This window comes from Jidongwangia harbinensis (assembly GCF_020216025.1).
Taxonomy (GTDB): Bacteria; Actinomycetota; Actinomycetes; order Mycobacteriales; family Micromonosporaceae; genus Actinoplanes; species Actinoplanes harbinensis.
In genome coordinates, this window is record NZ_JAIWNC010000022.1 from 52,085 (window position 1) to 66,300 (window position 14,216).

14 protein-coding genes are annotated in these 14,216 nt (G+C 70.6%); 7 read left to right on the forward strand and 7 right to left on the reverse strand.

Annotated elements, in window-relative coordinates:
- Positions 1 to 24 precede the first annotated feature (24 nt).
- The 3 genes from LDL48_RS25125 (at position 25) to ligD (ending at position 2,384) form a co-directional block, all read left to right on the forward strand.
- Positions 25 to 507: a hypothetical protein gene (locus tag LDL48_RS25125; RefSeq protein ID WP_225257676.1), complete on the forward strand. Its 483-nt coding sequence runs from the start codon at positions 25 to 27 to the stop codon at positions 505 to 507.
- A 96-nt stretch (positions 508 to 603) separates the two neighbouring features.
- Positions 604 to 1,158, forward strand: coding sequence for a hypothetical protein (locus LDL48_RS25130; protein WP_225257677.1), 555 nt, complete (start codon positions 604 to 606; stop codon positions 1,156 to 1,158).
- Positions 1,159 to 1,358: 200 nt separating this feature from the next.
- Positions 1,359 to 2,384, forward strand: a complete 1,026-nt coding sequence (gene ligD, locus LDL48_RS25135; RefSeq protein WP_225257678.1) for a non-homologous end-joining DNA ligase — start codon at positions 1,359 to 1,361, stop codon at positions 2,382 to 2,384.
- Between the two features lie 38 nt (positions 2,385 to 2,422).
- On the opposite strand, the gene LDL48_RS25140 is transcribed toward ligD, so the two are convergent.
- Positions 2,423 to 2,887 carry a GNAT family N-acetyltransferase gene (locus LDL48_RS25140; protein ID WP_225257679.1) on the reverse strand — a complete coding sequence of 155 codons (465 nt, stop codon included), beginning with the start codon at positions 2,885 to 2,887 and terminating at the stop codon, positions 2,423 to 2,425.
- Between the two features lie 579 nt (positions 2,888 to 3,466).
- Here LDL48_RS25140 and LDL48_RS25145 point away from each other — a divergent pair.
- Positions 3,467 to 3,925, forward strand: coding sequence for a potassium channel family protein (locus tag LDL48_RS25145; RefSeq protein ID WP_225257680.1), 459 nt, complete (start codon positions 3,467 to 3,469; stop codon positions 3,923 to 3,925).
- Here the strand turns inward: LDL48_RS25145 and LDL48_RS25150 are convergent.
- Positions 3,876 to 5,441 carry an alpha/beta hydrolase gene (locus LDL48_RS25150; RefSeq protein WP_372472196.1) on the reverse strand — a complete coding sequence of 522 codons (1,566 nt, stop codon included), beginning with the start codon at positions 5,439 to 5,441 and terminating at the stop codon, positions 3,876 to 3,878. The two genes, LDL48_RS25145 and LDL48_RS25150, sit on opposite strands and share 50 nt — an antisense overlap.
- Before the next feature lie 65 nt (positions 5,442 to 5,506).
- Entirely contained in the window at positions 5,507 to 6,574 is a 1,068-nt protein-coding gene (locus LDL48_RS25155; protein ID WP_225257681.1) for an ATP-dependent DNA ligase, read from the reverse strand.
- A 95-nt stretch (positions 6,575 to 6,669) separates the two neighbouring features.
- On the opposite strand from LDL48_RS25155, the gene LDL48_RS25160 reads away from it, so the two are divergent.
- The gene (locus tag LDL48_RS25160; RefSeq protein ID WP_225257682.1) at positions 6,670 to 7,617 is read left to right on the forward strand and encodes an SDR family NAD(P)-dependent oxidoreductase; all 948 of its coding nucleotides are present in this window, start codon (positions 6,670 to 6,672) and stop codon (positions 7,615 to 7,617) included.
- Positions 7,618 to 7,883: 266 nt separating this feature from the next.
- Entirely contained in the window at positions 7,884 to 11,024 is a 3,141-nt protein-coding gene (locus LDL48_RS25165; protein ID WP_225257683.1) for a S8 family serine peptidase, read from the forward strand.
- A gap of 43 nt (positions 11,025 to 11,067) precedes the next feature.
- Here the strand turns inward: LDL48_RS25165 and LDL48_RS25170 are convergent, their stop codons facing one another.
- Both LDL48_RS25170 and LDL48_RS25175 read right to left on the reverse strand, forming a co-directional pair.
- A complete protein-coding gene (locus LDL48_RS25170) occupies positions 11,068 to 11,436 on the reverse strand; it encodes a DUF3037 domain-containing protein (protein ID WP_225257684.1) in 369 nt (122 codons plus the stop codon).
- On the reverse strand, positions 11,433 to 12,191 hold the full coding sequence (locus tag LDL48_RS25175; RefSeq protein WP_225257685.1) for a HipA family kinase: 759 nt from the start codon (positions 12,189 to 12,191) through the stop codon (positions 11,433 to 11,435). Before LDL48_RS25175 ends, LDL48_RS25170 begins: the two co-directional genes overlap by 4 nt.
- Positions 12,192 to 12,584: 393 nt before the next feature.
- Here LDL48_RS25175 and LDL48_RS25180 point away from each other — a divergent pair, with 393 nt between their 5' ends.
- Positions 12,585 to 13,232 (forward strand): DUF6082 family protein, encoded by a 648-nt coding sequence (locus LDL48_RS25180; protein ID WP_225257686.1) that lies wholly within the window; start codon positions 12,585 to 12,587, stop codon positions 13,230 to 13,232.
- Between the two features lie 21 nt (positions 13,233 to 13,253).
- Here LDL48_RS25180 and LDL48_RS25185 read toward each other — a convergent pair whose 3' ends face one another.
- Both LDL48_RS25185 and abmR read right to left on the reverse strand, forming a co-directional pair.
- Positions 13,254 to 13,490, reverse strand: coding sequence for a hypothetical protein (locus tag LDL48_RS25185; protein WP_225257687.1), 237 nt, complete (start codon positions 13,488 to 13,490; stop codon positions 13,254 to 13,256).
- 124 nt (positions 13,491 to 13,614) lie between these two features.
- Positions 13,615 to 14,166 carry an ATP-binding transcription factor AbmR gene (abmR, locus tag LDL48_RS25190; protein WP_225257688.1) on the reverse strand — a complete coding sequence of 184 codons (552 nt, stop codon included), beginning with the start codon at positions 14,164 to 14,166 and terminating at the stop codon, positions 13,615 to 13,617.
- Positions 14,167 to 14,216: the final 50 nt, after the last annotated feature.

Genomic DNA, 14,216 nt, shown 5'->3' on the forward strand with positions numbered 1-14,216 from the left:
CCGCGCACCCTCGTTACACCTGGCATGGAAGATGCATCGGCAGCCAGCTTCCGGCCCACCTGGCAGCAGTCTCTCGCTCGTGGCCTCTACCTCGGCGTTCTCCTCTCGGCGGTCGGTGTATCGGTCGCGCTGCTCGCCACGCTGGCGGGCGCACCGTCGCTGCCGACCCGGTGCTGGCTGCTCCTGGCGCTCGGCCCGAGCCTCGCCGGTGCGCCGGTCGGCCTGCTCTGGCGCCGCCGGGCCGGCACGGTGGTGGACGCGGGCGGCATCCGTACCGAATCGCCGTTCGCCGCCGAGGTGGAGCCGTGGAGCCGGGTGGTGGATCTGCGGGCCGAGCGGCGCGGCGGTCGTACCGTCGTCTCGGTCTATCTGTCGTCGGGCGCGAGCAAGCAACTCACCGCGCCCTACACCGGAGAATTCTTCGCGGCCGACCCGCGGTTCGAGATGAAGGTCTTCGCGCTGTCCCACCTTTGGCGTAGTCATCGCTTCGGTGGCGTACCCAGTTGATCGACCCGCCGGGGCCCGGATGCCAAGGAATTGGACATTAGTGGTTAAACTCCCCCGGACGGAAACGGACCTACAGCAACAGATCGGATACTCCTCATGAGTTTGACGCGCCGGTTGGCCGCAGGACTGCCCGCGGTCGGCGTCTCGGCCCTAGCCGCACTCGCCTTCACCGGGGCTCCCGCCTATGCCACCGGAGACGTCGCGGACCGTGCCGGGCAGATCGCCGCGACGGCGACGCCGTGCCCCGACCCCCGCACCAAGTGCGACGGCTACGGGCCGGACGACGAAACGCCCGCCACGCCGCCGATGAGCCCGGCCCCGACCGACGACAACGGCACGGACGACAACGGGTCCGGCAACGGCCCCGGTGCGGGTGCCGACAACGGTGGCGCGGACGACGACGATGACCGCGGCAACCCCGGCTACGGCGGGGAGAGCCCGGCCACCACGCCGCCGACCGGCACCACCGACACGGTGCCGCCGGGTGGAGTCAGCCCCGCCACGTCGCCGGCCACGCCCGGCGGGGTGAGCGCGGGCGGCACGCTGCCGCTGACCGGCGCGCCGATGGCCGCCACGGTCTCGCTGGGTGCGCTGCTGGTGGCCGGCGGTGCGTTCACCGTCTGGTACACCCGGCGCCGTCGCACCGCCTGATCACCCGAACGGATTACCCGGGCCGTCCGGCTGCCGCCGGACGGCCCGTTCGTTCCCCGGACGTGCCCGGCGCCCGTTCGTTCCCCGGACGTGCCCGGCGCCCGTTCGTTTCCCTGGACGTGGCCGGCGGCCTGTTCGTTTCTCCGGACGTGCCCGGCGGTCACCCCGGAGGCGGGCCGGTGGTGGCATAGGGTCGGATCATGTCCCCGAGCAGAGCCGCCGCCGAAGAGATCGAGATCGCCGGCCACACCGTGCGGCTGACCAGCCCCGACAAGGTCTGCTTCCCCCGCAAGGGCTACACCAAGCGGGACGTCTTCGAGTACTACCGGGCGGTCGGCGACGGCATCCTGCGCGCACTGGGCAACCGCCCCACGACGCTGCAGCGTTTCCCCGACGGCATCGACGGCGAGATGTTCTTCCAGAAGCGGATCTCCACCCGCGGCGTCCCGGACTGGGTGCAGACCGCGAAGATCACGTTCCCCAGCGGACGTACCGCCGACGAGCTCTGCCCCGCCGACCTCGCCCACGTGGCCTGGGCCGCGCAGATGGGGACGGTCGTGTTCCACCCGTGGCCGGTACGCCGCGACGCCGTCGACCACCCCGACGAACTGCGCATCGACCTCGACCCGCAACCCGGCACCGACTTCGACGACGTGGTGCGGACCGCCGGCGTGGTCCGCGAGGTCCTCGCCGACCTGGGCTGGACCGGATACCCGAAGACCTCCGGCGGGCGCGGCGTGCACGTCTACGTACGGATCCGCCCCGAGTGGGACTTCATCCAGGTACGCCGGGCCGCGATCGCGCTGGCCCGGGAGGTGGAACGCCGCAACCCGGACCGGATCACCACGGCGTGGTGGAAGGAGGAACGGGGCACCCGGGTGTTCCTCGACTTCAACCAGATGGCCCGGGACCGCACCATCGCCTGCGCGTACTCGCTGCGCGCCAACGCCCGGGCCACCGTCTCCACGCCGGTGACCTGGGACGAGCTGTCCGACGTGGAACCGGACGACTTCGACCTGCGTACCGTGCCGAAGCGGTTCGCCGAGGTGGGCGACCCGCACGCCGCGATCGACGACGTGGCGCACGACATCACGCCGCTGCTGAAATGGTCCGAACGCGACGAGAGGGCCGGGCAGGGCGACATGCCGTACCCGCCGGACCACCCGAAGATGCCGGGCGAGCCGAAGCGCGTGCAGCCGTCGAAGGACCGCGACCGCAAGGCCTAGGGTGCCGTCCGCGGTGGCCGGCGGCCTCTTCGGGTTCGCTAGAGCGTCAGCTTCATCCCCTCGTGCGACGCGGTGAAGCCGAGCGACTCGTAGAACCGGTGCGCCTCCACCCGTCGCTTGTCCGAGGTGAGTTGCGCCAGCCGGCAGCCGCGCTCCCGGCCCCGGTCCAGCGCCCACCGCATCATCGCCCGGCCGACACCGTGCCCGCGCCGGTCATCACGGACCCGCACCGCCTCGACGATCAGCCGCTCGGCGCCGCCCCGGCTCAGCGACGGTACGAACGTGAGCTGACAGGTCCCGATCACGGCGCCGTCGTCGTCCGCCACGATCAGCTCGTTGCGCGGGTCGGCGTCGATCGCCTCGAACGCCGCCCACACGGCCGCGTCGTCGCCCGCGGGGACCAGGCGCTCCCGGGTACGGCTGATCGAGTCGTCGTCCAGCAGATCCAGAACCGCCGGCACGTCCGACCGGTCGGCGATGCGAAATTTCACCACGCGCTTCATCGTCCCACGCCCGGTCGCTCACCATGATCACCACGGCGCGGGCGCTTGCCCGGCCGTGGCCGGATAACGACGTTGGTGTACCAGTGGAGCGCTCCACTGGTACGCCATGGTGGTTATGGAGCGCCGGCAGCGACGTTGGTGTTCCAGTGATCTCAGGATGGCCTGCGGCGTCGCGGTGTTTCTGGAAGGTTGGTGCGCTGCGACCGGGGTGTGCCGATGGTGATCGGATCAGGCCGTGCGGCGGTTCCGGCAGCGGCCGCGGGCGCACCGCAACGATCACGGGAACACAACGCTGTGACGGGCGACAAGCGCACCCGTGTACCACTGGTACGCCAACGTCGTTATGCGTCGGCGATAAGCACGTTGGTGTACCACTGGAGCGCTCCACTGGTACGCCAGCGTCGTTGGGTGCTGGCCCCGGCGGACGCGGGGAGTACGACGGAACGAACGGGTAGCAACCGGCCGTCATCGGGTGCCGGGTTCGCTTCGGTGTTCGCGGGACGGGGGGCGACGCGTGGAGGGGGTGACACGGACCAACGGCTGAGCCGGGGGAGGGTACGGACCGGGCACGATGACGCCATGCGAACGCTGTTGCTGCCGTTCCGGGCGGCGTACCGGGGATTGGTCTGGCTGGCGAACTCGCCGCGGACGCTGATTCTGTCGTATCTCCTGCTGATCGTCACCTGCGGTCTGCTCTACCACCAGTTCGAGCCGGACGTGTCGCTCGGGGACTCGGTGTGGTGGGCCGTGGTGACCGCCTCCACGGTCGGGTACGGCGACATCTCGCCGGACAGCTGGCAGGCGCGGATCATCGCGGCCGTGCTCATCTCGATCATGGTGCTGCTGGTGATTCCGCTGATCACGGCGCACTTCGCCAGCAAGTTGATCGTGGACACGGACGCGTTCCGGCATGACGAGCAGGAGGAACTCAAGCAGAACCTGCGCCGGGTGCGGACGCTGCTGGAGGCGCTCGCCGAGCGGGAGGGCGTCACCGTGCCGGACAGCGCAGGCCCTCCTGGGGGAGCTTCAGATCGATGAGGTAGCCGTTCACGGCGTTGGCGATGCACGGCGTGGACGGGTACGCCGTGTGGCCCTCGCCCTCCCAGGTGAGCACGCGGCCGGTGCCCAGCATGCCGGCCAGCGCGGGAGTGTTCTCGTACGGCGTGGCCGGGTCGCCGGTGGTGCCCACCACGAGGATCGGCGGCGCGCCCGTCGCCGGGCCGGTCGGGTACGGGTCGCGCTTGCCGGGCCACAGCGAGCACGAGATCATGCCGGTCGCCAGCGGGGCGCCGAACAGCGGGTACTTCGTGCGCCACTCGCCCTGCAACTGCCGGATCCGCTCCAGCGGCGGCGCGGTCCCGGCGTCCGCGCAGTTCACCGCGAGGTTGGCGTCGAACAGGTTGGAGTAGGTGCCGTTGGGAGTGCGGTCGGTGTACTGGTCGGCCAGCGCGAAGATGCCCTTGGGGTCGCCGGCCTGGAGATTGTCGACGGCCTTGGCCAGTGCCGCCCAGCCGGTCTCGGTGTAGAGCGAGGAGACCACGGCCACGAAGATCCAGCCGGCGGTGGCGGACCGGCCGTCGCTGCCGCGTACCGGTGAGGCTTCCGCCTTGGCCAGCGCGTCGGTGACCGCGCCGCGGGCGTCCGGCGCGATCGGGCAGCGGGCCGGGGTGCGGCCACACCAGTTGGTGAAGTTGGTGAACGCCCGCTCGAAGCCCTTCGCCTGGGCCTCCGAGCCGGCGATGAGGTCCTGCCGCGGGTCGATCGCGCCGTCCAGCACCAGGGCCCGGACGTTCTTCGGGTACAGCTGCGCGTACGTCGCGCCGAGCAGCGTCCCGTACGAGTAGCCCAGGTAGGTCAGCTTGGCGTCGCCCACCGCGGCGCGGATCGCGTCCATGTCGCGGGCGGCCTGCTCGGTGGAGAAGTTGACGAGCTGGTCGCCGTACTTCCGGCCGCAGTCGTCGGCGGTCTTGCGGTTCAGCGTCACCAGCTCGTCGAACTCGGCCTGGGTGTCCGGGTCCGGGGTGAACGCGAACGACCGGTCGTGGTCGGCGTCGCCGATGCACTCGACCGGGGCGGACCGGCCCACCCCGCGCGGGTCGAAGCCGACGATGTCGAACCGGTTGGTGATCGCGGTCGGCAGCCCGCCCAGGCGTTCGCCGTAGGAGAGGTAGACCGCGGTGTCGATGCCGGACGCGCCGGGACCGCCGGGGTTGAGCACCAGCGAGCCGATCCGGTTCTGCTGGGTGCGGGACCGGATGCGGATCAGCGCGACATCGTAGGTCTCGCCCTGCGGCGACGCCCAGTTGCGCGGGACCGCGACCGAGGCGCATTCGTACGTCATGGTGGCGGCGCCCTGCCCGACCAGGTCGCGCGGCACCTCGGGGCACGGCCGCCAGCCGGGCTGGGTGCCGGGCACCGCCGGCGCGTTGCTGCCGGTGACGCCGGGGGCGGCCGAATCCGAACCGTCCGGCGCGATCACCGGCAGCGTGCAGCCCGCGGTCGCGATGACGGCGGCGGCGAGCAGACCAACGAGCAGGCGGGGGCGACGCGGCACGGGATGACCTTTCCGGCGGGCGGGCTTGCTCGGACGAGGCTAGCCGGTCGGTCTGACAATCGCGGTCATCGGCTGGTCAGGACCTCGGCGAGGTTGAACCGCACCGGGCGTTCCAACTGCTCGTAGGTGCAGGACCGCGGGTCCCGGTCGGGCCGCCACCGTTCGAACTGGGCGGTGTGCCGGAACCGGACGCCCTCCATGTAGTCGTAGCGGACCTCGACCACCCGGTCCGGATGCAGGGGTACGAACGACAGGTCCTTGCCCGCGTTCCACCGGCTGACCTCGTTCTTGCGGGGTGTGCGCTCGCCGGATTCGTGCGCCGCCCAGTTCCACGGGTGGCCCTCGAACGTGGTGACCAGCGGCTGCAACTCGACGAACAGCTCCTCCCGGACCGCCATCGGGAACGACCCGATGACGCCCACCGAGGCCAGCACGCCGCGCTCGTCGTACAGGCCGAGCAGCAGCGAGCCGATCCGGTTCTCCGCGGACTTGTGTACGCGGTATCCGGCGACCACGCAGTCCGCCGTACGGTGATGTTTGATCTTGGTCATCACCCGCTTGTCCGGCTGGTACACCAGGTCCGGCAGCTTGGCGATGAGGCCGTCCAGGCCGGCGCCCTCGAACTCGGCGAACCACCGCCGCGCGGTCTCCAGGTCGCTGGTCGCCGGCGTGACGTAGACCGGCGGCTTGGCCCCGGCCAGCGCTTCCTCGAGCCGGGCCCGGCGTTCCGCGAACGGCCGCTCGGTCAGGTCCTCGTCGCCGATCGCGAGCAGGTCGAACGCCACGAAGCCGGCCGGGGTCTGCTCGCTGAGCAGCTTGACCCGGCTCGCCGCGGGATGGATGCGCTGCTGCAGGGCCTCGAAGTCGAGCGTGTTGCGCGCGGTGTCGGCCACGATCACCTCGCCGTCGATCACCGCCCGGTCCGGGAAGTTGGCCAGCACGGCCTCCACCACCTCGGGGAAGTACCGGGTCATCGGCTTCTCGTTGCGGCTGCCGATCTCCACCTCGGCGCCGTCCCGGAAGACGATCGACCGGAAGCCGTCCCACTTCGGTTCGTAGATCTGCCCCGGCGGGATGTCCGCCACGGGCTTGGCCAGCATCGGCTTCACGGGCGGGTTGATCGGCAGGTCCATCGGCCCAGTCTGCCCTTTCCGGCCGGGAAGGGAAGGCCATCCGGCCGGAGATCCACGGGCGGCGTGAATCCGGCCCGCCGGGGTAGAACCTGGCCATGACCTCACGTGTGGTGGTACTGACCGGAGCGTCGAGCGGGATCGGCCGGGCCGCGGCACTCGCCTTCGCGGCGCGCGGCGACCGGCTGGTGCTGGCCGCGCGGGGCGCCGCCGACCTCGCCACGGTGGCCGCGGCCTGCGGCGGCGACCCGCTGGTGGTGCCGACCGACGTGACCCGGTACGCGGACGTCGACGCGCTCGCGGCCGCGGCGGTGGAGCGGTTCGGCCGGATCGACGTGTGGGTGGACAGCGCGGCGGTGATGGCGTACGGCCGCTTCGAGGACCTGCCGGTCAACGTCTTCGACCGGGTGGTCACCACGGACCTGCTCGGCACCGCGAACGTGGCCCGGGCCGCGCTGCGCCGGTTCCGGGAGCAGGGCAGTGGCACGCTGGTCCTGACCAGTTCGCTGCTGGCGCACGTCACGGTGCCGTACATCTCGGCGTACGTGACGGCGAAGTGGGGTCTGCGCGGTCTGATCCGGACACTGCGCCAGGAACTGCGGGACGCCCCGGACATCCACCTGTGCACGGTGGCGCCGGGCAGTGTGGACACGCCGATCTACACCAGTGCGGCGAACTACGCGGGCTTCGTGGGCCGCCCGCCGCCCCCGGTCGACCCGCCGGAGAAGATGGCCGAGGCCATCGTCGGGCTCGCCGACAAGCCCCGGGCCGAGGTGTCGGTCGGGGCCACGAACCGGCTGATCGAGTTCGGCTTCGTGGCGCTGCCCGGGGTGTACGACGCGATCGTGGGGCCGTTGATGCGCCGGTTCGGGCTGTCCGGGACCGCGACCGGCCCGGAGAACGGGAACGTGTTCGCCAGCGCGCACCGGGCCGAGGGCGGCCCGGGACGCTGGGGGCGGGCCGCCGTCGGTGCGGCGCTGGGTGCCTCGGCGGCCGCCGTCACGGCCGCGGCCTCGCTGGCCGTCAGGCACGCCGGCCGCAGGTGAGCAGCCGGCCGGCCGCGGCTGCCACTGTCATGTCCGATTGATTTGCTTATTATCTAATTCGTTGCGCGCCATTTCTAAGGTCGCGCCTTATGAGTGGCCAACATCGAAAAGGGACGCGACGGAAGGTCATCGCCGGCGCGACGGCTCTCGCGGCCGTTTCCGCAGCGCTCTTCCAGGTCTATCTGACCGGACCGGAGGCCGGCGCGGAGGAGGGTCCGCAGCGCCCGGCCGCCGCTACGCGCGCTGGAACCCAGACCGTAACGCTGGTGACCGGCGACCGGGTGACCGTCTCCGGGTCGGCCGGCGCCCGGCCGAGCATCGTGCCCGGTAAGGGCCGGGAGGGAATGTCCTTCTCCACCTCCGTGGTGGGTGGACGTCTGATGGTGATTCCGGGCGATGCCGCACGCCTGATCCGGACGGGCAAGATCGATCGGCGCCTGTTCGACGTGACCGAGCTGATCCGGTCGGGCTATGCCGACGAGAAGCGGACGGCCGTTCCGCTGATCGTGAGTTACCGGTCGGCGGCGCCGGTGAAGCGGGCGATCGGGCGGGTCGGGGCGAGGGTGACCCGGGAGTTGCCGGCGGTGCGTGGCGGCGCGGTGAGCGTGCCGAAGTCGCGTACGCAGGGGTTGTGGAAGTCCTTGACCGCCGAGGCCGGGGTGCGGAAGATCTGGCTGGATGGCCTCAGCCGGCAGGCGCTCGACGTGAGTGTGCCGCAGATCGGCGCGCCCGCGGGGTGGGCGGCCGGCCACACGGGTAAGGGCATGACGGTCGCCGTGCTGGACAGCGCGGTCGACGCCGAGCATCCCGATCTGGCCGGCCGGGTGACGGTGCGGAACTTCGTCGAGGACGAGCCGCCGGCCGGTGGTGAGGCGCACGGCACCCACGTGGCCGCGACGATCGCCGGGGACGGCAAGGCGTCCGGCGGCAGGCATCGGGGCGTGGCGCCGGAGGCGAAGATCCTCTCGGGCGTCGTCTGCGGCCAGGGCGACTGCCCGGACTCGGCGATACTCGCCGGCATGCAGTGGGCCGCCGTCGAGCGGAAGGCCCGCGTCGTCAACATGAGCCTCCGCCAGCCCGACAAGCCCGGCGAGGGACCGCTCGAGGAGGCGGTGAACCGGCTGACCGCGGAGACCGGAGCGCTGTTCGTGATCTGTGCCGGCAACGCGGGGAGGACCGGCGACGGCACCTCCACGGTCGAGGCGGCGAGCACCGCCGACGCGGCGCTGTCCGTCGGCGCGGTCGACGACAAGGACCAGCTCGCCGACTTCTCCAGCCGTGGTCCACGGGTGGGCGACGCGGCGATCAAGCCGGACATCACGGCGCCCGGTGTGGGCATCGTGGCGGCCAAGGCATCCAGCGTCACCGGTGCGCCGGCACAGCCTGGCGTGCCGGACGGTTACCTTTCGATGAGCGGCACCTCGATGGCCGCGCCGCACGTCGCCGGGGCGGCGTTGCTGCTCGCACAGGCGCATCCGGACTGGACGGCGTCGCGGCTGAAGGCGACGTTGATGGCCTCCGCTCAGCCTGACGAGGCGCTCGGCGCGTTCGAGCAGGGCGCGGGGCGGGTCGACGTGACGCGGGCGCTGGGGCAGACCGTGGTCGCCGACCCGCCGTCGGTGTCCTACGGCCTGGCGAAGTGGCCACACACGAAGGACGTCGAGATCGCCAGGAAGCTGACCTACCGCAACGACGGCGAACAGGCCGTCACGCTGAAACTGGCGATCACCGGCAGCGGCGCCGGTGTCTTCGGACTCGGCGCCGACACGATCGAGGTGCCGGCCGGCGGAACGGCGGCGGTCCCGGTCACGGTCAAGCTGCCGAAGGCGGCGGAGAACACCGCCCACACCGCCCGGGTGATCGCCGCCGCGGGCGACCAGCGGGTGGTGACGCCGCTGGCCATCGTCAAGGAGACCGAGCGCTACGACATCACTGTGCACAACATCGGACTGGACGGGAAGCCGACGCCGGACTACTTCCTCATGATCTTCGACGACCCGTCCTCGTTCTTTCCGATGGGGATGCCCTACGACGAATCCGGCACGGTCACCGTCCGGGTGCCCAGGGGCCGCTACACGCTGACCTCGGACATCGACACGTCGCCCGGCAGAGACCTCTCGCAGACGGCTCTGATGTATCAGCCGACGTTGGTCGCCGACCGCGACGCCGAGGTCACCTTCGACGCCCGGCGTGCCACGCCGGTGTCGCAGCGGATTCCCGAGCCCGGCGCCGAGGTCGGCCATGCGTCCGCCGGCATGACGATGAAGATCGACGGCACACCCGCGGAGTTCGCGGTGCGCCAGCAGGGCTTCGACGGCCTGCGCATCGGGGAGGTCGGTGCACGCGTAGGCGTGACCGACGTCATCGGCTCGGTGACCAGCCGCTGGACTCGGCCCGGGTCCGAGGAGGACAGTCCGTACGCGTACTTCGTCGTCGACCGGATGCCCGGCGATCAGCTCCTGGCCGGTTACCACCGCCGGTACACCGAGCAAGAGTTCGCCACCGAAACGCAGGACGTTCGCGCTCCGGCAGCCGGCCTGAAAGCCAGCCAACTCGTCCAAGCGGCTCCGGAGAGCCGCCCGGGAACCGACCCCGTCGAGGACTTCTACGCCACGAGTGACATCGAGGTCGGCATCCGTGCTGGATCAGCGGATCGGATCAACCACTACAGCATCGACGACGATCTCCGCTGGCGGACCGTTCTCCAGATCGGGGAGATGAACGACAGCGGGTTCCTCAGGGGACCGGAGTTCGAGCAACCTTGGCGGGACTACCGGGCCGGCGAGCATACGAAGCAGGTGTGGGCGCAGGCACCGTTCGGCCCGTCGATCAACGGTGAACTCTCCACCCGTCTGGGTGACGACCTGTTCGTGTCCCTGCCGCAGCTCGGCGACGCGGCCGGGCACCGTGGCCTGCACTTCGATCTCCCCACCCGGACGAAGCTGTTCCGCGACGGCGAACTGATCGCCGACGAGGAACGCGCCGAGGTGGGCGCAAACCGGCAGCCGGCTGAGGCGGCGGACTATCGGGTGGAGCAGACCAGTGAGGGTGGCTTCGGTGGCCTGGCCATCCGGACGGCGACCGTGCTGACGTTCCGGTCCGCCCGTCCGGCGGGCGACACGGAGGAGCCGTTGCCGTTGGTCACGGTCCACTTCGGTGCGCCGGCGGCCGGGAAGCTCCCGGTCGATGTGCGGGACGTGGCCGGCAAGCCGACTCCGGCCGCGGAACTCGACGTCGAGGTGTCCTTCGACGACGGCAAGACCTGGAAACCTGCGTCGGTGTCCGGTGGCGCCGTGCCGGTGGACACCCCGGCGGGCACGGAGTTCGTTTCGCTGCGGGCCAGGGCGAAATCGGCCCAAGGGAGCACGGTCGAGCAGACCGTGATCCGGGCCTACCGACCGGAGTGATCCCGGCGGGGAGGCAACCGGCGGTTGCCTCCCCGTTGCCCTCTCAACGCACCAGGAGGTCGAGGAGACGGGTCAACTCGGCGGCCGGGTCGTCGGCCAGACCCATGTGGACCGGGCCGGCCCGCAGGATCGTGCTGCGCGGTGCGACCATCCAGCGGAACCGCTCGCCCAGCTTCATCGTCCCGCACGCCCCGTCGCCGTCCGCGGTCTTCCGCCAGGACGCCAGCGCGGACCGGATCGCGGGCAGGTCGGCGCCGGGGTCGAGGGCGAGCAGGCGGGCCTCGTCCAGATGGATGCCCGCGGCCAGGAAATCGCGGCGCTGGCAGTAGAGCAGCACGCCGACGTTGATCAGCTCGCCGCGTTCGACGCGCGGCACGGCCTGGACGGCCGCGTACTCGTAGGGGACTCTCATGCCCGGTCCGCCTCCGGCAGCCAGGACCCGGGCGTGGCCGCCCGCCGGCTCAGATGATCGAGGTACGCCGACCGCGCCTGGTCCGCGGTGTCGAAGTCGAACTCGGCCAGCCACTCGTCGGGCACCAGCGCGAGCACGTCGCGCAGCAGTTCCGGGGTGAGCCGGGCGGCCAGCGCCGGACCGGCCGTGCCGAGCGCGGTGGCGTACGGCTTCAGTACATGGTCGTCCCACCGGTACGGCCGGTCCACCAGGCTCGCCGCCCGCGGCCAGTTGTGGTGGAAGTACAGCGTCGCGCCGTGGTCGATGAGCCAGAGCCGACCGTGCCAGATCAGCAGGTTCGGATTGCGCCAGCTGCGGTCCACGTTCTCCACGAACGCGTCGAACGCGACCACCCGGGAGGCCAGTTCCGGGTCCACCGGGTGGGCGACCGGGTCGTAGCCGAGCGATCCGGGCAGGAAGTCCATGCCGAGGTTGGCGCCGGCGCTCGCCTTGATCAGCGCCTGCACCTCCTCGTCCGGCTCGGCCCGGGCCACCACCGGGTCCAGGTCGGTGACCACCAGTTCCGGCACCGGGAGGTCCAGCCGGCGGGCCAGTTCGCCGGCGATGACCTCGGCGACCAGCGCCTTGGGGCCCTGGCCGGCGCCGCGGAACTTGACCACGTAGGTGCCCAGGTCGTCGGCCTCGACCACGCCGGGCAGCGAGCCGCCCTCGCGCAGCGGGGTGATGTAACGGACGGCGGTGACCTGGCGCAGCACGGTGATCACCCTAGCGCCCGCCGGGCGGCGGGCCCCCCGCGGTCAGGAGAACGCGGGGGCCCGCCAGCCGCGTCGGTTCCGGGATTAGTCTGAGCCGATCAGAAACGACCGGCGGACCTTCGTGAGTTGCCGCATAACTGGTTGCTAAGAAGCAGTTTGCCATATGGCTGCTACAGGTTGGATTACTCATTTACGACCGGGACTCTGGTATTCCAGGGGTGTAGAACGCACTATGTCTACAAGGGAAAGCTGTGGCCTAGTTCGGCCATGGCTTCTCCGTTGGCCGTGGATTGAGGCACCATGACATCAACTGAAGCTGGCGTGCGCGGTCGCCGAACGCCGATACCTGTCCGGGCCGTCGCGTGGAGCATGGCCGTGTGCATGGTGACAGCCGTGACGTTACTGGCCGGAGTAAGTGTCGCCAGTCTTCTGGCCAGCCGGGGCGCCGTAGCGGATTGGAGCAAATGGAGCGACGTCGGCGAAACCTTCGGTGCGTTCAGCTCAATCATTGGGGGATTGACCCTCCTTGCGGTGGTCGTGACGGCCCGGATGCAATATCAAGAGATGCGCCAGGGTCGCAAGGAGCTGGAACATCAACGTCAGTCCCTGGTCAGCAATCACCTCGAACTGCAGCGGACCGCGGCAGCAAATCTGGGGATGCTGCATCTCGAGATACTGAAGCTCAGCATCGAGGATCCGGAGTTGGCCGAGGTGTGGCCGCCGTACGAACCCGATCTGCCGCCCGAACTGAATCGTCAATATCTCTACGCGAACATCATCTGTCAGTTCCAGTTCCGGGCACTGCAGGACGGCAACTACAGTGATGAGCAAGTCACCGCGAGCCTGCGGTACCTGTTCACCAGTCCCTTGATGCGAAGCTACTGGCGGGCAGCCGAGTTCGGCCGTGAGTCGCTTCCGGCGGACAGTCCGGAGTATGCGTTTTCTCAGAAGGTGGATGCGGCCTGCCGGGAATTCGAGGCGGTAGTCGCGTCGGCGAAGGTGCGTGCCGAACACGGTCCGACGTTGCAGCAGACGGCCTAGCCCGGGACGGCGGCGTACTTGTCAACGATCAGGTATGTCGGGCTTGGCGCTGACCAGCGTCTCCCGGGTGATGACGACGATGCGTTCGTAATGGGCACGTGCGGCCCCGGCGGGTAATCTCGGGTCGAGCGTCTCGGTAGCATCCGTACCGATCACGGCGAATGTGCCGTCGCTCAACTCGAAGATGTCCGGGCACGTCGCATTGTTCAGGCTGCCGCGCTCCTGCGGCGTGCGCCCGAGGCGTCGCACGAATTCCACGCTCACCCCCGTGGCGCGTGACCTGTACGCGGTGCGGGCAGGCCGCACCGATCAACGCTACGGAATCACATTTCCTGGCTTTCCGATGGAAAACGAATAACTCCGCCGATGGTTGTGGGGGTTGCTAGGCGTCGGGGCCGCGGCGGCGCAGGTCCTCGACCCGGGTCATGGCGTCGCGCAGCTCGGTCAGCCAGTCGTCGGTGTGCTGGCCGACCAACTTGACGCACCAGGCCAGCGCCTCCGAGCGGGAGCGGGCCACGCCCGCGTCGACCAGCGTGTCCAGCACCTGCCGCTCGGGCTGGCGGAGCCGGGTCATCACCGGTGCGGAGAGGTGGGTGAACAACTCCTCGGTGTCGCCGCACCGCAGGCCCCACGCGACCTTGCGCTGGTAGCGATGCTCGACCTGGCGGGCCACCCGGATCCGGTCGTCCCGGCTGTCCTCCCGGAACTGGTGGATCCGGCCGGCCTGCGCCGCCGCCCGGTCCGCGTCGGTGGCGTCCGCGCCCAGCTCGGGTTCGGCCAGCCGGCCCCAGATGATGATCTCGTCGCGGTCCACCACCACGTGCGGCGGCTCGGTGAACCAGTGGTCGGGGGTGGCGCCGGCGATCCAGGCGGCGGCCTCGTCGGCGGGTGGTGGTTCGGTGCGGGCCCCGGGCGGGGAGGGACGGAAGCGCATGACGACCTCCAACGGTGTGCTGATTACATGATTACACCGTCACGGGCCGC

Bases quoted from the DNA above. Each gene is read 5' to 3' on its own strand.
- LDL48_RS25130 (WP_225257677.1), top strand. From the start codon at position 604: ATGAGTTTGACGCGCCGGTTGGCCGCAGGACTGCCCGCGGTCGGCGTC.
- abmR (WP_225257688.1), bottom strand. From the start codon at position 14,166: ATGCGCTTCCGTCCCTCCCCGCCCGGGGCCCGCACCGAACCACCACCC.
- LDL48_RS25140 (WP_225257679.1), bottom strand. From the start codon at position 2,887: ATGAAGCGCGTGGTGAAATTTCGCATCGCCGACCGGTCGGACGTGCCG.
- LDL48_RS25170 (WP_225257684.1), bottom strand. From the start codon at position 11,436: ATGAGAGTCCCCTACGAGTACGCGGCCGTCCAGGCCGTGCCGCGCGTC.
- ligD (WP_225257678.1), top strand. From the start codon at position 1,359: ATGTCCCCGAGCAGAGCCGCCGCCGAAGAGATCGAGATCGCCGGCCAC.
- LDL48_RS25145 (WP_225257680.1), top strand. From the start codon at position 3,467: ATGCGAACGCTGTTGCTGCCGTTCCGGGCGGCGTACCGGGGATTGGTC.
- LDL48_RS25160 (WP_225257682.1), top strand. From the start codon at position 6,670: ATGACCTCACGTGTGGTGGTACTGACCGGAGCGTCGAGCGGGATCGGC.
- LDL48_RS25155 (WP_225257681.1), bottom strand. From the start codon at position 6,574: ATGGACCTGCCGATCAACCCGCCCGTGAAGCCGATGCTGGCCAAGCCC.
- LDL48_RS25125 (WP_225257676.1), top strand. From the start codon at position 25: ATGGAAGATGCATCGGCAGCCAGCTTCCGGCCCACCTGGCAGCAGTCT.